The following is a 21,020-nucleotide window of genomic DNA, read 5'->3' on the forward strand; positions in this document are numbered from 1 at the left end:
GCGGGGCGTTCCGGCGCGGCCGGCGGGTCAGCGCGGCAGGCGGTAAGGTCCCCAGGCCGGTTCGCGCACATCGCCATCGGCGAGGACCAGGCGCTGGCGCACCCGGGCATCGGCGGAAACGGCATAGAGCACGCCACGGCGTCCTTCGCGCGCAGCATAAATGATCATGGAGGCGTTCGGGGCAAAGCTGGGGGACTCGTCCAGCGAGCCCGGCGACAGGGTGCTCCAGCGCGGCGAGCCCAGGCTGGCGTCCATCATCGCGATCCGGTAGGTGTTGCCGGCGCCCTGGGCGGTGGCGATCTTCTTGCCGTCGAAGGACACGCTGGCGCTGGCGTTGTAGCTGCCCTGGAAGGTGACCCGGGTGGCGCCGCCGCCGCTGGCCGCGACCTGGTAGATCTGCGGTTTGCCGCCGCGGTCGGAGGTGAAATAGATCTTGCTGCCGTCGGCCGACCAGGTCGGCTCGGTGTCGATGCCGAAGTGGTTGGTCAGCTGGGTCAGGGCCTTGCTGCCCAGGTCCATCACGTAGATTTCGGGGTTGCCGCTGCGCGACAGGGTCAGGGCCAGGCGGCGGCCGTCCGGCGAGAACGCCGGCGCGCCGTTGATGCCGCGGTACTTGGCGATCAGCTCGCGGCTGCCGGTGCCGATGTTCTGGATGTAGATCGAGGAGTTGCCGCCCTCGAAGCTGACATAGGCCAGGCGGCTGCCGTCCGGACTCCACGACGGCGACAGCAGCGGTTCCGGCGAGCGGACCACGGTCTGCGGGTTGTAGCCGTCGGAGTCGGCGACCATCAGCGAGTAGTTGCTGCCGCGGCCGGTGCCGGTGGCGGTGACGTAGGCGATGCGGGTGAAGAACGCGCCGCGCACGCCGGTGATCTTCTCGTAGACCGCGTCGGCGATCTGGTGGGCCACGTCGCGCATGGCGTTGGAACGCGCGGTCAGGGCGAAACCGAGCAGGCGCTGCTGCTTGGCCACGTCGAACAGCTCGTACTCGACCCGGTAGCTGCCGGCGCCGGCGTCGGCGACGCGGCCGACGACGATGTAGTCCTGGTTGAGCGCGCGCCAGTCCGGGTAGCTGATCTCGCTGCCGCGGGTCGGCTTGGACGCCATCTGCTCGACCGGCAGGCCGCGGAACTGGCCGGACCGGTTGAGGTCGTTGCGCACCACCTCGGCGATATCGGTCCCCGGCGCGGCCGCGCCGCCCTGGTAGGGCATCGGCACCACGGCGATCGGCAGGGCGGAGGCGTTGCCGCCGACGATGTCGATTTCCAGGCCCTGCTGTTGGGCCGAGGCCGCGAGGGGAAGCAGGACAGCCAGCAGCGAAGCCAGCCAGCGCAGAGGTCGTTTCATCGGCACTCCGTGAAGGTTCGACGGGGATTTGTTCAGGTTCGGCATTGTTAACGCTGAAGAGTGAACGTGGGCTCAAAGCCGGGGGTCAATCGTGCGACGGCGGCGGTTTCGGCCGCGAACGGTCACGATCGGCACGGCACAGAGGGGACGAACAGAGGGCGGAAGCGCCGCCCTTCCCTGTTCAGCGATCCTTGCCGCGCTCGCGCAGGCGCTGCCACCAGCGCCTGGGCGGCGGATCGTCGGGGTCGGGGCCGCGGATCTCCAGTCGCAGCACCGGGCGGAACACCTGTTCATAGCCCTGGTAGGGCAACGGCTGGGCAGCGCGCGCGGCGGCGGCGAAGGACTCCCGCGCCGGCGCATCGAAGCTGCAGGGCTGGGCCGCGGTCACCGCGCTCACCTGCCCGCCGGGACGCTGGCGCAGTTCGAACACGCAGACCCGATCGGCGCCCAGGCCGGTCGGCGGCTGCCAGTGCGCCAGCACCGCGTTCTGGATTTCCTCGGCGTAGCGCTGAGCCTTGTACGGCGTGCAGTGCTCGGGACGGGCGGCGCAGGGGCCCGCGGCCGGACCGGCGGCGGCCGCGGTCCAGGCGCAGGCGGCCAGTGCGGCAGCGAGCGGCCCGCGGCCGCGCAGTCTGCTGCGTTCGCCGTCCGAGGCCGCCACTCAGCGGTCCTCGGCCTTGAAATTGAGGTTGAGGTTGCGCGAGAACACGCTCTCGAAGCCGGCGTAGGGCAAGGGCTGGGCCTTGAGCACCGCGGCCTCGATCGAGCGCCGTCCCTGTTCGTCGTAGGCGCAGGGCTCGACCACCTCGACCGCGATTACGCTGCCGCCCGGCAACTGGCGGATATTCAAGCGGCAACCGGCGCCGACCGGAATCGAATCCGGCCGGGTCCATTTCTGCACGATCGCCGCCTGCAGGGCCGCGGCGTAACGCGCCGCCAGGCCGGTGTCGACGCCCTGGTTGCCGCTGTTGGCCGGGGTCGACGCGGCCGCGGCCTGGCTGGCCTTGGCCGCGCGCGCGTCGGCGATCTGCTGCAGCTTCTGCGCGCTGAGGTCCTGCTCGCGCTGCAGGCGCGCGCGCTCGCGGCGGATCTCCTCGAGCTTCTTCTGGTTCTCCAACTGTTGCTGTTGCTCGGCCAGGCGCTGCTTCTGCTGCGCCTCTTGCTGGCGTTTCTGCTCGGTCAGGTCGACCTGGGCCTGCTTGGCCTTGGCCTCCTGCACCTTTTGTTCTTCGGCGCGGTTCGGGGTCGGCGTGTCGACCACCTGCTCCTGGGTGGTCTCGTCGGGGACCGGAATGAAATCCTGCGGCGACTGCTGCTGCGGCGCGACCGCGTCCTGCGGCTTGGGTTCGGGCACCGGTTGCGGCAGCGGCTGGGCCTCTTCCGGTTCCGGCTCGGGCTGCGGCAGCGGCTCGGGGCGATTGCGCAGAGTGCGCTGCATCGCCGCGGAAAGATCGCTGAACTCGGTCAGCTCGGACGACAGCGGCGAACCGGCGGCGGATACCTGCTCGCTCGGCCGCCACAGCATGCTCAACAGGATGGCCGCGACCAGCAGGCCGTGCAGCAGCACGGCCAGCAGCACCGCTTGGGTGGTGTCGGCGCGGGTTTCCCTCATCGCTTGGCGCCCTTCTCCGGCTGGCTCATCAGGCCGACCTTCTGCACCCCGGCGTCCTTCAGGATGTTCATCGCATCCATGATCGGCTGGTAGTTGGCGCGGCCGTCGCCAGCGACGAACACCTGCAGCTTGTCCTTGCCGTTCTGCTGGACCAGGGCGCGGATCTTGGTTTTCAGGGTTTCGGCGCTGACCGCCTCGTTGCTGCCGGCCTTGACCGCCAGGAAGAAGTTGCCCTTCTCGTCGACCTGGACCACGACCGGGTCGGTCTTGGTGTCCATCGACTTGAGGTTGGAATTGGGCAGGTCGACGTCGATGCCGAGCGTCAGCAGCGGCGCGGTGACCATGAAGATGATCAGCAGCACGAGCATCACGTCGATGTAGGGGACGACGTTGATCTCGGCCTTGAGCTTGCGTTTGCGATGGCGGCGGATGGCGGTGCCGGACATGGCGGACTCCTCGGTTAGGCGCGGCGCCCGCGGCGATGCGGGCGCGGGCGGGTGCGGCGGATGGGCTCGCGCCGCATCACTCGTCCAAGTGCGCCTGGCGCTGCAGGATCGAGGAGAACTCTTCGGAGAACGCGTCGTAGCGCACCGCCAGGCGCTCCACGCCGGTGGCGAAGCGGTTGTAGGCCCACACCGCCGGGATCGCCACGAACAGGCCCATCGCAGTCGCCAGCAGCGCCTCGGAGATGCCCGGCGCGACGTCGGCGATGCCGACCTGCTTGGACGCCGAAACCAGCGAATGCATGGTCACCATGATGCCGAACACGGTGCCGACCAGGCCGATGTAGGGCGAGGTCGAACCGATGTTGGCCAGCAATTCCAGGTTGTGCTCCAGGCCGTCGAGCTCGCGCGAGCCGGTCGCGCGCATCGCCCGCTGGGCGCCTTCGAGCTGGGCGCGGGAATCGACGCCGCGGCGCTGGCGGATGCGGTTGAACTCGCGGAAGCCGGATTCGAAGATCGCCTCCAGGCCGCCGATCGAGCGGCTGCGCTCGGTGGTGCCGGCGTACAGCTTGGACAGCTCGGCGCCGGACCAGAAGCGCTCTTCGAACTGGTCGGCCTCGGCCTTGGCGCGGCGGATCACCTTCCACTTGCGGAAGATGATGATCCAGGACGTGAGCGAGGCGACCACCAGCAGCAGCATGATGAACTGCACCGGGATGCTGGCCTTGATCACCAGATCCAGCAGATTGAAGCTGGCGGCGGCGTTGCCGGCCGCGGCCGCGCCCTGCGTCACGGCCTGGGCGGCTTCCTCCGGCAGGGCTTCCACGGTCGTGGCCAGAAGCGCGAACAGCGATGACGTCATGCTTGGTTCTCCATAGCCCGAAACGCGGGCCTGTGTCGGGGCGGGCGGTGCGTGGGGAGTAACGTACCGCCGGTCAAAAAAGGGTGCCTGGGCGCCGGCTTCAGTCGCCGGCCGGGTCCGGGGCCTGCTGCGCCTGCAACTGCGCGTAGAGCTCCGGCGGGATCGGGCACGGGCGCAGCTGGGCCGCGTCGACCGCAGCGACCCGCACCTCGGCCTCGATCAGCGTTTCCTCGCCGCGCCGCACGGTCTGCGCGAAGATCAGGCTGGCGCGGCGGCAACGCCGCAGTTCCACCGTGACCTCGAGCGCGTCGTCGAGCCGGCCCGGCTTGAGGAAGCCGATCTGCATGCCGGCGACCACGAACAACAGCCCGTGCTGCAGGCGCAGCCCGTCCTGTCCGTACCCCAGCGCACGCACCCACTCGCTGCGCGCGCGCTCCATGAAGGCGAGGTATTGGGCGTGGTAGACCAGCCCGCCAGCGTCGGTATCTTCCCAATAGACGCGTGTCGGCCAACTGAACATGCGGGAGGGGGAATTCGGGAGGGGGGATTCGGGGGGCATGGCGACTTCCGGGTTCGCAGGGACGGGGCTCAGAACAGCTCGCCCGATTCTCCATTCCCGATTTTCGATTCCCTGGGGTCCAGGCCGATATGGCGATACGCGCGCGGGGTGGCCATGCGGCCGCGGGCGGTGCGGACCAGATAGCCCTGCTGGATCAGATAGGGCTCGATCACGTCTTCCAGGGTGCCGCGCTCCTCGCTCAGCGCCGCGGCCAGGGACTCGACCCCGACCGGGCCGCCGTCGAAGGCCTCGATGATGGTCTTGAGCAGGCGCCGGTCGAGCTCGTCGAAGCCCTCCGGGTCGACCTTGAGCATGGCCATCGCCGCATCGGCGGTGGCGCGGTCGATCATCCCGCCGGCGCGGACCTGGGCGTAGTCGCGGACCCGGCGCAGCAGGCGGTTGGCGATGCGCGGGGTACCGCGCGAGCGCTTGGCGATCTCGGCCGCGCCCTCCGGCTCGCAGGCGATGCCGAGGATCTGCGCCGAGCGGCGCACGATCCGGGTCAGTTCCTCGGCGTTGTAGAACTCCAGGCGCTGGACGATGCCGAAACGGTCGCGCAGCGGCGCGGTCAGCAGGCCGGCGCGGGTGGTCGCGCCGATCAGGGTGAACGGCGGCAGGTCGAGCTTGATCGAGCGCGCCGCGGGGCCCTCGCCGATCATGATGTCGATCTGGTAGTCCTCCATCGCCGGGTACAGCACTTCCTCCACGACCGGCGAAAGACGATGGATCTCGTCGACGAACAGCACGTCGTGCGGCTGCAGGTTGGTCAGCAGCGCGGCCAGGTCGCCGGCCTTCTCGATCACCGGGCCGGAGGTCTGGCGCAGGTTGACCCCGAGCTCGTTGGCGATGACGTGGCTGAGGGTGGTCTTGCCCAGGCCCGGCGGGCCGAAGATCAGCACGTGGTCGAGCGCCTCGCCGCGGTGCTTGGCGGCTTCGATGTAGATCTTCAGCTGCTCGCGCACCGGCTGCTGGCCGAGGTACTCGTCCAGGCGCTTGGGCCGGATCGAGGCCTCGATGGCGTCGTCTTCGCGGGTGGCGCCGGCGGCGATGATGCGATCGTTCATGCGGCTATGTTCGCATGGGACGGGGTGCGGGCGCAGGGGCGGGAAGTATCGGCGGGCGTCGGGGCCTGACTTCACTTCGTCAGGCGGCCCGCGTTGCAGAACCGTGACTGCCGGGACCCGGCATGCGCGGGACTCGGACCTGGAGAAACGAGTGCACTACCCGGCGCCCGAAGGGGTGCGAAGTCCGACCCGACAAGCGGCGCGGGGGATTTGCTTTTGACTGGTGCGAAACCGCAGAAGCCAATCCCCCCGCCCTTCTCGAAGGGGAAGCCGCAAAGGCAGACGCTCGCTCGGCCGCCGGGCCCGCTTGAACGAAAGACGTGCGGCGGGGCGGCGCTCAAACGAAATGCACGTCGTAGCGTTCGTGCATCTCGGCCAGGGACTCGGCGTCGACTTCGCCGCGCAGGATCGCCGGCAAGGCGCGGAAGTAGTCGAAGCGGTCCACGCCCGGGGTCAGGGTCACCAACACGTCGGCGACCCGATCGGGGCCGGCGGCGAAGGAATGCACCACGCCGGCGGGGATCACCGCGTAGCCGCCCTGCTCCACCCGCACCGGCTCGCCGTCGACGATCATGTCCAGGGCGCCGTCGAGCACGTAGAAGGCTTCGCTGGAACGTTTGTGCAGGTGCGGCCGCGCCCCGGCCGAGCCCGGCTCCAGGCGCAGGCGGTTGGTTCCGAGCGCGCCGCAGCAGTCGCTGGCGTCGGCCAGCAGCCACAGTTGCGAACCGTTGCCGCGCAGGGTTTCGGCGTCTTGTTGCTGGATCACGAAAGCGCGGGGCTGGGACATCGCGAACACCTCGTCGTCGGGAAAGTGCCGACGAGGCTAGGCGCGCGCGCCCCACCGCGGAATCCGCCGCCGCTGCAACGATGCTTTTCGGCGCGCCTCACACACCGCTGTGTTGCCTGCGGGGCTATTGCTGTGGGGCGGGGATTGGGGATTCGGGATTGGCCAAGCCTGGCGTCGTGGCTGAGCCTGCGGAGCGCCTTCGCAGCTGTTTGTCACGGATTCGAATCGAAACCCAGCAAGCGAAGTCGCCGCCTTCGCTTTTGCCAATCCCCAATCCCGAGATCTAAGCGCACAGCGCGCTTAGATCTCCACCTGCGCGCCCAGCTCCACCAGGCGGTTGCCCGGGATGCGGAAGAAGCCGGTCGCCGGGGCCGCGTTGCGGTGCATGAAGGCGAACAGGCGGTCGCGCCAGATCGGCATGCCGCGGTGGCGGCTGGCGACCACGGTCTCGCGGCTGGCGAAATAGGTGGTGTCCATCGGGTCGAAGTAGATTCCGCCGGCATCGCAGGAGCGCATCAGCGCCAGCGGGACGTCGGGCACTTCCATGAAGCCGAAGCGGATCAGCACCCGATAGAAGTCGTTGCCGATCGCCTCGATCTTGAGCCGCTTCTCCTTCGGCGCGTAGGGCACGCCCAGGGTTTCCACGGTCAGGAACACATTGCGCTCGTGCAGCACCTTGTTGTGCTTGAGGTTGTGCAGCAGCGCGTGCGGCACCACGCCCTTGTCGGCGGTCATGAAAATGGCCGTGCCCGGCACCCGCACCGGCGGCGCCAGCATCAGGCCGGGCAGGAAGCTGTCGAGCTGGATGCCTTCCTTGCGCACTTCCTCGTGCAGCAGCTCGCGGCCGCGGCGCCAGGTGCGCAACAGGGTGAACACCACCAGGCCCAGCACCAGCGGGAACCAGGCGCCCTGGAAGAACTTGGCGCCGTTGGCGACGACGAAGCCGACGTCCACCACGAAGAACACCACGCACAGCGGCAGCACCCACTTGCGCCAGCGCGGCCACAACGCGCGCGCGACCAGGGCCAGCAGCAGGGTGTCGATCAGCATCGTCGCCGACACCGAGATGCCGTAGGCGGACGCCAGCGCGGTCGAGCTGCGGAACGCCAGGACCACGGCGATCACCGCGATCGCCAGGATCCAGTTGATGTAGGGCACGTAGATCTGGCCGATGGTGCTGCTGGAGGTGTGCTTGATCTGCATGCGCGGGATGTAGCCCAGCTGCATGGCCTGGCGGGCGACCGAGTAGGCGCCGGTGATGACCGCCTGCGAGGCGATCACCGCGGCCATCGTCGCCAGCACGATCATCGGATACAGGGCCCAGGACGGCACCGCCTCGAAGAACGGGTTGACCACCGCGCGCGGGTGCTGCAGCACGAACGCGCCCTGGCCGAGGTAGTTCAGCATCAGGCTCGGCAGGACCATGATGTACCAGGCCCAGCGGATCGGCTTGGCGCCGAAGTGGCCCATGTCGGCGTACAGCGCCTCGCCGCCGGTCACCGCCAGTACCACCACGCCGAGGATCAACACCGACTGCGCGCCGTGCTCCATGAAGAAGCGCATGCCCCACCACGGGTTCAGCGCCTTCAGCACTTCGGGTTCCTGGACGATGTTGTAGACGCCGATCGCCGCCAGCGACAGGAACCAGATCATGGTGATCGGTCCGAACACCTTGCCGACCTTCTCGGTGCCGAAGCGCTGGGCCAGGAACACCATGACCAGGATGACCACGGTGATCGGCACGATGAACCGGTGCAGGCCGGGCGCGGCGACCTCCAGGCCCTCGACCGCGCCGAGCACCGAGATCGCCGGGGTGATGACGCTGTCGCCGAAGAACAGCGAGGCGCCGAAGATGCCGAGGATGCCGACCACGTACGCCGAACGCCCGCCCTTGGCCAACGTGCGCTGGGCCAGGGTCATCAGCGCCATGATCCCGCCTTCGCCCTCGTTGTCGGCGCGCATGATGATGGTGACGTACTTCAGCGTCACCACGATCATCAGCGCCCAGAACACCAGCGACAGGATGCCGAGCACGGTGTCGTGGTTGCTGGTCAGGTGGAAATGCGGCGAGAACGCCTCTTTCAGCGTGTACAGCGGGCTGGTGCCGATGTCGCCGAACACCACACCGATCGCGCCCACGATCAGGCCGGGCAGGCCCTGCTTGGGATGGTGGCCGTGATGGCCGCCGTCGGCGGAGGACGCGTGATTGGATTGGGAACTGGGAACGGTGGAGGACATTCGTGTGCTTCCGGGGACGACCCGAGGTGGCTCAACGCAGCGCGGACTTTAGCGCTTTGCGGATGATGGCGGCGGCATCGTCGCCCGCGGCGACGGCATCGCGCGCCATGCGCGCGGCCTCGGCCGGCTTGTAGCCCAGTTGTTGCAGGGCCACCACCGCTTCGCTCTGCGGGTCGGCCGGCACGCCGCCGGAGACGCCGAGCGCGGCGCCGGCGCCGGCCAGATCGGCGGCGCGGTCGCGCAGCTCGACCACCATGCGCTCGGCGGTCTTCTTGCCGATTCCGGGAATTCGGGTCAGCGCAGTCACGTCGCCGGCCTGGACCAGACGGGCGAATTCCTCCACCGGCACGCCCGAGAGCACCGCCAGGGCGATCTTGGCGCCGATGCCGCTGACCTTCTGCACGTCGCGGAACAGGCGCCGCTCGGTCTCGCGCAGGAAGCCGTACAGCGAGACGCTGTCTTCCTTCTGCGCGTAATGGGTGAACAAGGCCACTTCGCGGCCCAGCTCGGGCAGGTCGTAGAACGTGCTCATCGGCGCTTCCAGCTCGTAGCCGACGCCGTGGACATCGACCACCAGCCACGGCGGTTGCTTGTGGACAAGAATGCCTTTGAGGCGACCGATCACGGCGAAGCTCCGAATGGACTATGCGGCACGCCACGCAGGGCATGCCCGGGGAACGGAACAGCAAGGAACGAGGCAGTATCCACGCCGACACCCGATACGACGCAGCCGCGCGTGCGGCTCCCTACCCGATGCGCCGGGAGCGCTGCGCCGCCAACGGCGGCAGGAGGGACGGCGGCCATCTCAGGCGCCGCGCCTGCGCAGCTGATGGGTGGCGATGCCGGTGCGCTGGGCGGTAGCGCTCATGTGGGCATGGGTCAGGGCGACCGCAAGCGCATCGGCGGCGTCGGCCTGCAGCTTGGCTTCGGGAATGTTCAGCAACAGCCGCACCATGTGCTGGACCTGTTGCTTGTCGGCGGCGCCGCGGCCGACCAGGGACTGCTTGATGACCCGCGGCGGGTACTCGCTGATCGGGATGCGCCGGCGCACCACCGTGGCCAGCGCCGCACCGCGGGCATGGCCCAGCTTCAGCGCCGAAGTCGCCGATTTGTCCATGAATACCGTTTCGATCGCGACCTGATCGGGCCGGAACTCGTCCAGCACCGCCTCCAGCCCCTCGCACAGCAGGCCCAGGCGCGAAGGGAAGTCCTCCGCGTCGAGCAGCTTCAGCGCCCGCGCGTGCACGTAGGCGCAGCGCCCGTCGGCGCCCACGTCGATCACGCCCACGCCGGTGCGCTGCGACCCGGGGTCGATGCCCAGGATGCGGCGGGTCCCGGGATTGCGGGTTGAGGAATCGGGAATCGTCATCGGCTGACGCCCGCGCAGCGCAGGAAGCGGAACAGAGGCAGGAGCGCCGGGCTTGAACCGATTCCCCATTCCCCATTCCCCATTCCCGCACTAGGCATACGCATCCTCGCCCAGGTCCGCGTTGGAATAGACGTTCTGCACGTCGTCCATGTCTTCCAGCCAGTTGAGCAGCTTGACCACCTGCTGGGCGGTCTCGCCGGCGACGGCGATGTTGTTGTCGGCGCGGAAGGTGACCTCGGCCTGGCCGGCGACCAGGCCGGCGGCGTCCATCGCCGCCTTGACCGCCGGGAAGGCGTCGGGCGCGGTCAGCACGTCGATCGAGCCGTCTTCCGGGTAGACGACGATGTCGTCCGCGCCGGCCTCGATCGCGACCTCGGTGATCTTTTCCTCGTCGGCGCCGGCCGCGAACCAGAGCACGCCGCGCTTGGCGAACATGAAGGACACCGAGCCGTCGGTGCCGAGGTTGCCGCCGAACTTGCCGAAGGCGTGGCGCACGTCGGCGACGGTGCGGACCTTGTTGTCGGTCAGGCAGTCGACGATCACCGCGACCCCGCCCGGGGCGTAGCCCTCGTAGCGGATCTCCTCGTAGTCGACGCCTTCCAGGGCGCCGGTGGCCTTCTTGATCGCACGCTCGATCACGTCCTTGGACATGTTCGCCGACAAGGCCTTGTCGACCGCGCTGCGCAGGCCGGGATTGCCGTTGGGGTCGCCGCCGCCGCGGCGCGCGGCCACGCTGATTTCGCGGATGATCTTGGTGAAGATCTTGCCGCGCCGCGCATCTTCGGCGTTCTTGCGTGCTTCGATCGACGGACCTCTACCCATGGCGCTACCGGACGGTTGTATGAACGAACCGGTGATTTTACTCGATTGCGCCCGCCCGCCGGCGATCCGGCGCGATCCGGGCCCGCCGCTTCAATCGCCGAAGCGGCCGCGACGGAAAAACGCCTCGGCCAGCCCCGCGGCCTGGGCCGAGAACAGCAGCCCGCTGTGGCTGGCCGGGATCACGGCGTGCGCAGCCAGGCCCGGCAAACGGGTTTCGGCCACCGCCACGGTGCCGTCGCTGTCGCCCTCGAAGCGGCCGAAGAACTGGCCCAGGCCGCGCGGGCTGCGGCCGGCGATCACCGCCACCTGGGCCGCGCCGTCCCAGGGCGGGCAGCCGCGCTGCAGCAGCTCGGCGGCTCGGCCCAGCGCCGGGGCGCTCCAGGCATGGCGGGCCAGCCCGTCGGCGGCGGCGCTGCCGCACAGCGGCGAGCCCAGGCAGACCACCCGCCGCACCGGCAGCTGCGGGTGTTCGCGCAGGGCGCGCAGGGCGATCAGCCCGCCCAGGCTGTGGGCGAGCAGATGGCAGGGCGCGCCGAGCCGTTCGATCAGGCGCGGCACCACCGCCTCGGGACCGGCGGCGGCGCCGGCGTAGGCGAACACCTCCGGCTCGAACCCGGCCCGGGCCAGGCGCGCGCCCAGCCAGGCCATCGACAGGCCCGGCATCCAGATCCCATGCAACAACAGCACCCGGCGCGGGCCGCGCGGACGTGCTGAAGATTCTGCGTCGGCTTCGGTTCTTGTCATGCCCGGACTATGGCTGCGGCCCGCCGCGAAACCAAGCCTGCGCGCAGCCACCGACTCCGGCGCCGGCAGCGCACGCCGCCGCACGCGACCGCGAACCGCGATCGGTCGGCGCAAAGACGCAGATAAAAACAAACGCCCAGATGGAATGTGACCGGGTTCCGATCCGGCGGGTACCCGCGCCCGCGAGGATGCGCATCACCTCCCCCTGCCCCCAGGACGTCCCGTATGACTTTGCGGCACTCGCCCCTGCCCGCCGCCAATCTGCTCGCCTCGGCCTTGCTGGCCGCGCTTACGGTGTTTCCAGCAGTACGCTCGCATGCAGGCGAACTCCGTCCAGCGCAAAGCAGCGACGACCTGTCCAATCCTCATCGCGGATTCCTGCTCTGGGGCACCACCGTCGGCGCCGACGGCGGCCTGCCGGACAACCACTACGGCGCGACCATGTACCAGATCTACGTCCCCTGGCGGGAAATCGAAACCGCCGATGAGCAGTACGACTGGGCGGGATTCGAGAAACGTCACCTGGAACCGATCCTGAAGCATAACCCGAGCGCGACCTTCGTGCTGCGCCCGGTCGCCGACTATCCGGACGGCGTGTCCAACAACATCAGCCATTACTACAACCGGACCGAAGGCCAGCTCGAACGCGACTATCCCAAGTTCCTCGAGCAGGCCCCGTACAACGTCGTCGGCCACGACTACAGCAGTTGCGGCGGCGACGGCCCGGGCCGCGCGCCGGAATACAACACGCCGGCGATGCGCGAGCAGTTGCGCCAGTTCGTGCGCGCCTTCGCCGCGCGCTACGACGGCGACCCGCGCATCACCGCCGTGCACGTCGGCCTGCTCGGTTTCTGGGGCGAGTGGCACACCTCCGGCTGCGAGGCCTGGGAGCCCGATGCGACCACTCGCGCCGCCGTGCGCGACGCCTACGCGAGCGCGTTCGTGCAGACGCCGGTGCACACCCGCTATGCCCGCGCCAGCGATATCGGCGGCGCCGATTTCGGCATCAGCGAAGACTTCTTCCCGTCCTTCACCGCGATGTGCAACTTGTTCGCCACACGCATGCCGCGCTGCGACGACAGCGGCTGGTGGAACCTGGAATGGGGCTACCGCAACGAAGTGCCCGCCGCGCGCGCGAACTGGAAGACCAATCCGATCGGCGGCGAAAGCCCCTACGCCGACCAGAAGAAGACCTGGACCTCGCGCACCGCCGACATCGTCAAGCTGCTGCGCGACTACCATTTCAGCTGGCTCGGCCCGGCCGGCCAGCACGAGAACACCGGCACCGGCTTCCCGGCCAAGATGCGCACCATCAAGCGCGCGCTGGGCTACGAGTTCACCGTGCGCCAGGTCGTCTGGCCCGACGCCATGCAGCCGGGTGCGAGCGTGGCGCTCAAGCTCGGCATCGAGAACACCGGCTCGGCGCCGCTGTACCACGTCTACAACACCGAACTGCACTGGGTCGACGGCGCCGGCGCGACGCGCGCCAAGGCCGGCTTCGACTATCCGCTCAACGCCCTGCTGCCGGGCGCGCCGGCCGCGCTGGCCGACGCCAGCGCGCAGGTGCCGGCGACGCTGGCGCCGGGCAGCTATTCGCTGCGCCTGGCGATCGCCGACAGTTGGCCCGGCCGCCCCGGCATCGCGCCGCAGAACGTCGGCCGCGACAGCAGCGGCCGCCTGGTCTTGGGGACGGTGACCGTCGCGACGACGGCCCGTCGGTGACCGCGGCGGACCGGCGTGGCGGTGGTCGCGCGCCGGTCCGCCCGTTCATCGGGCCTGGCTTCATGAAGCACATTCACACGGCGGTTCCGCTACGAAACCCGAACCGCTCACACATGCGCACGCCGCCGCCCTCGCGCCGCGGCCGCCGCCCGCGAAGCGCGCCCACAGTCACGGTCCGCGCCCCGGCCCCCGCCTAGATTGCCGACGCCCGCATCGGGCATCACCAGGGAGTCGGTATGAATCGATCGTCATGGTTTCTGGCGCTGGGCCTGGCCCTCGCGCCCTGCTTCGCCGTGCACGCCGCGCCGCCGCGGGTCACGCAGGGACTGGTCGGGGAATGGCATCTGGACCTGTCCGGCACCACCGCATTCGACACCAGCGGCTACGGCCGCAACGGCACGCTGATCGGCGGCACGGCCTCGTCCTGGGGCTGGCTCAACACCGCCGGCGATTTCACCGGCGGCAAGTACGTGCAGGTGCCCAATTCGTCCAATCTGAATTTCGGCACCGGCAGCTTCACCCTCGCCGCCTGGGTGCGCATGGCCAACCCGTCCTCGTCGTCGGTCAAGACCATCATCGACAACCGCGCCAGCGATGCCGGCCGCGGCTACTCGTTCACCGTCTACAACGGCCAGCACCTGCTGTTGCAGCTCAACAACGGCACCACCTGGGACAATTACGTCTCCAACGGCAGCCGCGTGCTGAGCCCGAACCGCTGGCACCACGTCGCGGTCGCGGTCAACCGCAGCACCTCGCCGGCGACGATCTCGTTCTACATCGACGGCTACCGCACCACCGACCAGCAGACGCCGCGGCTGGACAACATCGACAACTTCGACCGGCCGTTCCTGATCGGCGGGCACAAGGACATCGCCTCCTACCGTTTCGGCGACCGCATCGACGAGGTGCTGGTCTACAACCGCAGCCTGATCCCCGACACCGCCGGCGGCATCGGCGAGATCATGGCGCCGGGACGCACCGTGTTCCAGCCGACCTACTGGAACGACGGCAGCACCCGCCAGCGCAACAACAACTGCTACAACTACGCCAACAACAAGGCCACCAACACCTTCGCCCAGCCCGGCCGCGCCGCCGGCGCGATGTACACCTCGCTGAGCTGCGCGGCGGTGGTCGCCGCGGCCAACCGCGACGGCCTGGAGCCGGTCGCCGCGACCCAGATCAACGACCTCAGCCACAAGAACATCGCCGCCCTGGTCGTCGCGCCGGGCTACGACTACCACTGGTATCGTCGCGACGCGAACGGCAAGTGGACCCACAAGCCCGGCGGCACCGCGGCCACCAACCGAGACAACTCGGGCAACGAGATCCTCGACCCGCGCAACGCCAACCGCGGCCCGTACTCGGATTTCTGCGGCTTCTACCGGGTCTGGTCCGACAGCATCGAGGGCTCCGGCCATGAGCAAGTCAACTGAATCCCAGGCTCACGGAGGAACCCCGACCATGTCCAAGCTCAAGACCCTGTGCGCGTCGCTGTTGCTGCTCGCCGCTCCGGCCCTGGCCGGCGCCGCCGAGGCCCCCGGCCTGCGCATCACCTACCTGGTGTATTCGGGCCGGCCGAACCCGGAACTTACCGTCACCGACCCGGCCTCGCTGCGCGCGATCGAAAGCCGCCTCGCCGACGCCCTGGCCGCGCCGGCCAAGTCGGGCGCCGCAGCCGAACCGGTGCTGGGCTACAACGGCATCCTGATCGAGCACGTCGGTGGCCCGGCGGCGAAGGCCTCGCCGCAGCCGCTGACGATCAAGGGCCGCGAGGTCCGCATCGACACCGCGCCGGCCAGCGCTTTCAAGGCCGCCACTGCGACCACCCGGGTCTCGGCCGCGGCCGGCGACCTGGAGGCGATGCTGCTCAAGCTCGGCCACAAACGCGGCGCGCTCGACGCCAAGACACTGGACGTGTTGCTCGACCAGCCCTGAGCGGGCGCACGGCTCCGTCCCTCGCGGGCGGAGCCGCATCGCAGCGGCGACCGGCCTGTTGTAGGAGCGGCGTGAGCCGCGACAACCGAAGCGGTGTGCGTAAGCGCTCCCCGGAAGCCCGACAATCCGGTCGTCGGATGCCGCGCTTTCGATCGTCGCTGCGGCGGTCGCGGCTTACGCCGCTCCTACAGGGGCAGTCGTCGCGCCCGGAGAGGACGCTCAGCCGCGCGCGTTGCGGCACAGGATGAATTCGTGGTCGCGGGTGTCGCCGACCACGAACTCGTAATGCCCGACTTTCTCGAACCCGTGTCGGCCGTAGAAACGCTGCGCGCCGTAGTTCTCCGACCAAACGCCGATCCACAGCGTGCGCGGGCCGTCGCGTTCCAGCCAGTCCAGCGCGGTCTGGAACAGGCGCCCGCCCCAACCGCCGTTCTGCGCCTCGCGCAGCACGTACAGCCGCTTGAGTTCGCCGTCGCCCGGCGCGACGTCCGCATGCGGCAGGCCGCAGGGACCGGCCAGGGCGTGGCCGACCGCAACCCCGTCGCGTTCGAGCAGCCAGGCCGCGTAACGCGGATCGGCCAGCAAGGCGCCGATCGCCGCGTGCGAATAAGTCTCGGCCAGAAACCGGGTCAGATCCTCGGGCGGATACGAATCGCCGAAGGTCTCGACGAAACTGCGCGCGGAAATCTCGGCCAGGGCGGCGGTGTCGGCCGGCGCGGCCCGGCGGATGCTGAAGTTCTCGGGCTGGGCGTCGGCGTTCATGTGCGCAGTCGTTCGACTCGGTGGGTTGAAAATTCGACGCGAAAGGGGCCTCGGCTCCGACGCATCGGTCCGGGCCGGTACGCTCCCGATCGAATGCACCGGGGCCAAGGCCCCTGTTCCAAGGCGCAACGTCGCGACGACGGCCCGGCATCCGCCGGACCGCCGCGGACGTGGATCAGGCCGGGTCCTTCGGCCGCACCATCACGTGCACTTCGGCCAACTGCGCGTCCGGAATCGGCGACGGCGCGCCGGTCATCAGGCACTGCGCGGTGGTGGTCTTGGGGAAGGCGATCACGTCGCGGATCGACTCGGTGCCGGCCATCAGCGCGGCGATGCGGTCGATGCCGAAGGCGATGCCGCCGTGCGGCGGCGCGCCGTACTTGAGCGCGTCGAGCAGGAAGCCGAACTTCGCCTCGGCCTCTTCCGCGCCGATGCCGAGCAGGTCGAACACCGCCGACTGCATCTGCGGGCGGTGGATGCGGATCGAACCGCCGCCGATCTCGTTGCCGTTGAGCACCATGTCGTAACCGCGCGACACCGCGGTCTTGGCGTTGGCGCGCAGGTCGGCGATGTCGTCCACCGCCGGCGCGGTGAAGGGATGGTGCAGGGCGACGTAGCGCTGCGCGTCCTCGTCCCACTCGAACATCGGGAAATCGGTGACCCACAGCGGCTTCCAGCCGTCCTCGACCAGGTTCAGGTCACGGCCCAGCTTCAGGCGCAGCGCGCCCATGAAGTCGCTGGCGGTCTTGTAGTCGGCGGCGCCGAAGAAAATCATGTCGCCGGTCTGCGCGCCGGCGGCCGCGACGATCGCCGCCAGGGTGGCGTCGTCGAAGAACTTGGCGATCGGCGAGTTGATGCCCTCGCGGCCCTTGCCGGCGTCCTCGATCTTCATCCACGCCAGGCCCTTGGCGCCGTGCTTGGCCGCATGCGCGCCGGCCTCGTCGATCTGCTTGCGCGACCAGCCCGCGGCGCCCGGCGCGCGCAACGCGATCACGCGGCCGTCGGCGTGGTTGGCCCAATCGGTGAAGACCTTGAACTCGCAGCGCTTGACCAGTTCGGCGATGTCGGCGAATTCCAGCCCGATGCGCAGGTCCGGCTTGTCCGAACCGTAGCGGCGCATGGCCTCGGCATAGGTCATGCGCGGGAACTGCGCGTCGAGTTCGACATCGATGGTTTCCTTGAACACCTCGCGGATCATGCCCTCGACGGTGTCCTGCACGTCGCGCTCGGAGACCCAGGCGAACTCCATGTCGAGCTGGGTGAACTCGAGCTGGCGGTCGGCGCGCAGGGCTTCGTCGCGGAAGCAACGAGCGATCTGGTAGTAGCGGTCGAAGCCGGCCACCATCAGGATCTGCTTGAACAGCTGCGGCGACTGCGGCAGGGCATAGAACTCGCCCGGGTGCATGCGCGCCGGAACCAGGAAGTCGCGCGCGCCTTCCGGGGTGGCCTTGGTCAGGATCGGGGTTTCGATGTCCTGGAAGCCGCGCGCGTCCAGCCAGCGGCGCAGCGACTGCACCAGACGGATGCGCGTGCGCATCATCCGCTGCATCTCCGGACGGCGCAGGTCCAGGTACCGGTAAGTCAGGCGGGTCTCCTCGCCGGCGTTCTCGTGGGCGTGGAACGGCAGCGGCTCGGCCTTGTTCAGCACTTCGATCGCGCTCGGCAGCACTTCGACCTTGCCGCTGCGGATCTTGTCGTTGGCGGCGCCGCGCGCGCGCACCGTGCCGGTCACGCGTACGCAGCTTTCCACGCTGAGATCGCCGGCGGTCTTGAACAGCTCGCCCATGTCCGAATCGACCACGATCTGCACCACGCCTTCGTGATCGCGCAGATCGGTGAACACCACGTGGCTCTGGACGCGATTGGTGTTGACCCAGCCGCACAGGGTGACGGTCTGGCCGATCAGCGCCTCGTCGACGAGGCCGCAGAAGTGGGTACGCATGAAAGCTCCGTTGGGTCGATCGGTGAATCGTGGGGAGTGCAGCAGGAGGGCGGGCCGCGAAACGCAGGCGGCCCGCGCCGGCCGGAGCCGGGACCGACCATTCTAGTCCAGGCCGCCCGCCGGCGAGGGGTCGGGCCCGTCGCGGCGAGCGCGGCATCCCGCCTCAACGCAAAAGGGCGCCTCGCGGCGCCCCTGCGGCAGCTGGCCGGCTGGCCGGGCTCAGGCGGCGCCGGACGCCGGTTTGCTGGCCGCGGCCGGGGCCGGGTCGGCCTTCTTTTCGGCCGGCTTGTCCGCGGGCTTGGCCTCGGCCAGGCCCGAGGAGCCGCCGTCGGCCAGATTGCGCTTCTTGTCGCCGTCCTTCTTGAAATCGGTCTCGTACCAGCCGCCGCCGGCCAGGCGGAACTGCGGCGCGGTCAGCTGGCGCCCGACTTTCTCGGCGCCGCACTCGGGGCAAACGGTCGGATCGGCGTCGGACAGCTTCTGCAGACGGTCGAAGCTGTGCCCGCAGGCGCTGCACTGGAAGGCATAGATCGGCATGACGGTAACGGCTGAAACGGGTGGGAGGGGCACAGTGTGGGGCCGGACGGCGCGGATGCAAGCGCCCGGGGCTAGGCGGCGGGCCGGATCGGGGCCCCAGCCCCCTGAGCGGCGCGAGCCACGATCCACCACGGCGATGTACGCAGTCGCGGCAGCCGATGCCCGGGCAATCGAAGGTTCGGTCTCTGCGGCCTCCGGGCGGCCTGGCTGCGGCCGGTGACGCGGTATCCCGCCCGCTTCGGTCGATCGCCGCTCGCGCCGCTCCTGCGGGGCAGGTCCGACAGGGCGCGCTCGGCCGTGCACGGCCGGGCGGCGAAGGCAGCGCCGTTCTTGCGCTCCGGCTTCACGCCGTCTCGTACAGCGCCATCCAATCGGCCTCGGCCTGCGCCAGCTCGGCCGCGACTTGATCGCGCTGCCTGGACAGCTCGGCGGCATTGTCGCCGCCGCCGGCGTACTGGGTCGGATCGGCCAGATCCATGTCCAAGGTATGCAGCTTGGACTCCAGCTCGGCCACGCGCTTTTCCGCCGCCGCCAACTTGACCGGATTGACCTTGCGCGCGTTCTTGCCGGCCGGCGCCGGCGCGGCCGGTGCCGGTGCCGGTGCCGCTGCCGGTGCCGCGGCGGCGGGCTTGGCCTTGCCGTCGTTGCTGGAATCGCGGGTGCGCAGCCAGCTGGCGTAGGCGTCGAGGTCGCCGTCGAAGGCCTGGGCGACGCCGTCGGCGACGCGGACGAAGGTTTCGCAGACCAGGCCGATCAGGTGGCGGTCGTGCGAGACCAGCACGATCGCGCCGTCGAAATCGGCCAGCGCCTCGGCCAGCGCTTCGCGCATGTCCAGATCGAGGTGGTTGGTCGGCTCGTCGAGCAGCAGCACGTTCGGCTTGCGCCAGGCGATCAGGGCCAGGGCCAGGCGCGCGCGCTCGCCGCCGGAGAAGCCGTCCACCGATTCGAAGGCGCGGTCGCCCGGGAAATTCCACTTGCCGAGGAAATCGCGCAGCTGCTGGGTGGCCACGCCGGGCGCGATCTCGCCGAGCAGGTCGATGGGCTTGGCGCCTTCGCGCAGCGATTCCACCGTGTGCTGGGCGAAGTAACCGATGCGCAGATCGGGATGTCCGCTGCGCTCGCCGGCCAGCAAGGGCAACTCGCCGACCAGGGACTTGACCAGGGTCGACTTGCCGGCGCCGTTCGGGCCGAGCAGGGCCACCCGGTCGCCGGCTTCGAGGATGAAACTGGCGCCGTGCAGCACCGTGTGCGCGCCGTAGCCGCAGTCGGCTTCGACCAGGCGCAGCAGCGCGTGCGGCAGCTTGTCCGGCACCGGCAGGTCGATCCGCAGCGAGCGCTCGGCGCGCACCGCCTCGGTGCCGGCCAGCTTGGCCAGGCGCTTCATCCGCGACTGCGCCTGCTTGGCCTTGCTGGCCTTGGCCTTGAAACGGTCGATGAAGCTCTGCAGATGGGCGCGCTCGGCCTGTTCCTTCTCGAACGCGATCTGCTGCTGGCGCAGGTGCTCGGCGCGCTGGCGCTCGAAGGCGGTGTAGTCGCCGACGTAGAGCTTGGCCTTGCCCTCGTGCAGGTGCAGGGTGTGGGTGCTGACGCCGTCGAGGAACTCGCGGTCGTGCGAGATCATCAGCAGCGTGCCGGGGTACTTGAGCAGCCACTGCTCCAGCCACAGCACCGCATCGAGGTCGAGGTGGTTGGTCGGTTCGTCGAGCAGCAGCAGGTCCGAGGGCGTCATCAGCGCCCGCGCCAGATTCAGGCGCACCCGCCAGCCGCCGGAGAACTCCTTGACCGCGCGTTCGTGGGTGTCGGCGCTGAAGCCCAGGCCGTGCAGCAGCTTGCCGGCGCGCGCGGTGGCGTCGTAGCCGCCGAGCTCCTCCAGCTTGTGGTGGGCCTCGGCCACCGCTTCCCAGTCCTCGCGCTCGACCGCTTCGCGCTCGGCGACGATGACCTCGTAGACGCGGCTGTCGCCGGACAGGACGAAGTCCAGCGCCGGGTCCGACAGGGCTGGGGTTTCCTGCGCCACGCTGGCGATGCGCACCCGGTTGGGCACGTCGATGTCGCCGCGGTCGGCCTCGACTTCGCCCTGGATCGCCGCGAACAGCGAGGACTTGCCGGTGCCGTTGCGGCCGATCACACCGACCCGCCAGCCCGCATGCAGGGCCAGGTCGACTTGGGACAGCAGCAGGCGTTCGCCGCGCCGCAGGGCGAAATCACGGAAGGAAATCATGCCGATATGGTCGCATGACTGATCGATATTTGCTCATGAGGACATGTTCGGCCG

General features: G+C 69.5%; 20 protein-coding genes. 3 read left to right on the plus strand and 17 right to left on the minus strand.

Features of this window, described 5'->3' with window-relative positions; genetic code table 11:
• Positions 1–27: 27 nt before the first annotated feature.
• The 13 genes from tolB to V2J18_RS17515 form a co-directional block, all read right to left on the minus strand.
• Positions 28–1,347, minus strand: coding sequence for a Tol-Pal system beta propeller repeat protein TolB (tolB, locus tag V2J18_RS17455; RefSeq protein WP_064748930.1), 1,320 nt, complete (start codon positions 1,345–1,347; stop codon positions 28–30).
• Positions 1,348–1,528: 181 nt separating this feature from the next.
• Positions 1,529–2,008: a hypothetical protein gene (locus V2J18_RS17460; protein ID WP_336132458.1), complete on the minus strand. Its 480-nt coding sequence runs from the start codon at positions 2,006–2,008 to the stop codon at positions 1,529–1,531.
• Positions 2,009–2,959, minus strand: coding sequence for a protein TolA (locus V2J18_RS17465; protein ID WP_336132459.1), 951 nt, complete (start codon positions 2,957–2,959; stop codon positions 2,009–2,011).
• Positions 2,956–3,405, minus strand: coding sequence for a protein TolR (gene tolR / locus V2J18_RS17470; protein ID WP_336132460.1), 450 nt, complete (start codon positions 3,403–3,405; stop codon positions 2,956–2,958). Before tolR ends, V2J18_RS17465 begins: the two co-directional genes overlap by 4 nt.
• 76 nt (positions 3,406–3,481) lie before the next feature.
• The gene (tolQ, locus tag V2J18_RS17475) at positions 3,482–4,264 is read right to left on the minus strand and encodes a protein TolQ (protein WP_064748926.1); all 783 of its coding nucleotides are present in this window, start codon (positions 4,262–4,264) and stop codon (positions 3,482–3,484) included.
• 100 nt (positions 4,265–4,364) lie between these two features.
• Entirely contained in the window at positions 4,365–4,823 is a 459-nt protein-coding gene (ybgC, locus tag V2J18_RS17480) for a tol-pal system-associated acyl-CoA thioesterase (protein ID WP_064748925.1), read from the minus strand.
• A 29-nt stretch (positions 4,824–4,852) separates the two neighbouring features.
• Positions 4,853–5,887: a Holliday junction branch migration DNA helicase RuvB gene (gene ruvB / locus V2J18_RS17485; RefSeq protein WP_064748924.1), complete on the minus strand. Its 1,035-nt coding sequence runs from the start codon at positions 5,885–5,887 to the stop codon at positions 4,853–4,855.
• Positions 5,888–6,224: 337 nt separating this feature from the next.
• The gene (locus V2J18_RS17490) at positions 6,225–6,674 is read right to left on the minus strand and encodes a cupin domain-containing protein (protein ID WP_336132461.1); all 450 of its coding nucleotides are present in this window, start codon (positions 6,672–6,674) and stop codon (positions 6,225–6,227) included.
• Between the two features lie 300 nt (positions 6,675–6,974).
• Positions 6,975–8,912 carry a potassium transporter Kup gene (locus V2J18_RS17495; protein ID WP_336132462.1) on the minus strand — a complete coding sequence of 646 codons (1,938 nt, stop codon included), beginning with the start codon at positions 8,910–8,912 and terminating at the stop codon, positions 6,975–6,977.
• 31 nt (positions 8,913–8,943) lie between these two features.
• Positions 8,944–9,537 carry a Holliday junction branch migration protein RuvA gene (gene ruvA / locus V2J18_RS17500; protein ID WP_064748922.1) on the minus strand — a complete coding sequence of 198 codons (594 nt, stop codon included), beginning with the start codon at positions 9,535–9,537 and terminating at the stop codon, positions 8,944–8,946.
• A gap of 180 nt (positions 9,538–9,717) precedes the next feature.
• The gene (gene ruvC / locus V2J18_RS17505) at positions 9,718–10,281 is read right to left on the minus strand and encodes a crossover junction endodeoxyribonuclease RuvC (RefSeq protein WP_336132463.1); all 564 of its coding nucleotides are present in this window, start codon (positions 10,279–10,281) and stop codon (positions 9,718–9,720) included.
• 90 nt (positions 10,282–10,371) lie between these two features.
• On the minus strand, positions 10,372–11,103 hold the full coding sequence (locus V2J18_RS17510) for a YebC/PmpR family DNA-binding transcriptional regulator (RefSeq protein ID WP_064748920.1): 732 nt from the start codon (positions 11,101–11,103) through the stop codon (positions 10,372–10,374).
• 90 nt (positions 11,104–11,193) lie between these two features.
• Positions 11,194–11,847: an esterase/lipase family protein gene (locus V2J18_RS17515; RefSeq protein WP_064748919.1), complete on the minus strand. Its 654-nt coding sequence runs from the start codon at positions 11,845–11,847 to the stop codon at positions 11,194–11,196.
• Between the two features lie 225 nt (positions 11,848–12,072).
• Here V2J18_RS17515 and V2J18_RS17520 point away from each other — a divergent pair, with 225 nt between their 5' ends.
• The 3 genes from V2J18_RS17520 (at position 12,073) to V2J18_RS17530 (ending at position 15,504) form a co-directional block, all read left to right on the plus strand.
• Positions 12,073–13,569 (plus strand): DUF4832 domain-containing protein, encoded by a 1,497-nt coding sequence (locus tag V2J18_RS17520; RefSeq protein WP_064748918.1) that lies wholly within the window; start codon positions 12,073–12,075, stop codon positions 13,567–13,569.
• A gap of 236 nt (positions 13,570–13,805) precedes the next feature.
• Entirely contained in the window at positions 13,806–15,002 is a 1,197-nt protein-coding gene (locus tag V2J18_RS17525) for a LamG domain-containing protein (protein ID WP_064748917.1), read from the plus strand.
• Positions 14,986–15,504, plus strand: a complete 519-nt coding sequence (locus V2J18_RS17530) for a hypothetical protein (protein ID WP_141233524.1) — start codon at positions 14,986–14,988, stop codon at positions 15,502–15,504. The genes V2J18_RS17525 and V2J18_RS17530 overlap by 17 nt, the downstream gene beginning before the upstream one ends.
• A 219-nt stretch (positions 15,505–15,723) precedes the next feature.
• On the opposite strand, the gene V2J18_RS17535 is transcribed toward V2J18_RS17530, so the two are convergent.
• The 4 genes from V2J18_RS17535 to V2J18_RS17550 form a co-directional block, all read right to left on the minus strand.
• On the minus strand, positions 15,724–16,266 hold the full coding sequence (locus V2J18_RS17535) for a GNAT family N-acetyltransferase (protein WP_336132464.1): 543 nt from the start codon (positions 16,264–16,266) through the stop codon (positions 15,724–15,726).
• 175 nt (positions 16,267–16,441) lie between these two features.
• The gene (aspS, locus tag V2J18_RS17540) at positions 16,442–18,208 is read right to left on the minus strand and encodes an aspartate--tRNA ligase (protein WP_336132465.1); all 1,767 of its coding nucleotides are present in this window, start codon (positions 18,206–18,208) and stop codon (positions 16,442–16,444) included.
• A gap of 219 nt (positions 18,209–18,427) precedes the next feature.
• On the minus strand, positions 18,428–18,745 hold the full coding sequence (locus V2J18_RS17545; protein ID WP_064748913.1) for an FmdB family zinc ribbon protein: 318 nt from the start codon (positions 18,743–18,745) through the stop codon (positions 18,428–18,430).
• 343 nt (positions 18,746–19,088) lie between these two features.
• Entirely contained in the window at positions 19,089–20,966 is a 1,878-nt protein-coding gene (locus V2J18_RS17550) for an ABC-F family ATP-binding cassette domain-containing protein (protein ID WP_064748912.1), read from the minus strand.
• Positions 20,967–21,020 lie beyond the last annotated feature (54 nt).

The sequence above is a fragment of the Lysobacter firmicutimachus genome, from assembly GCF_037027445.1.
GTDB classification, from domain to species: domain Bacteria; phylum Pseudomonadota; class Gammaproteobacteria; order Xanthomonadales; family Xanthomonadaceae; genus Lysobacter; species Lysobacter firmicutimachus.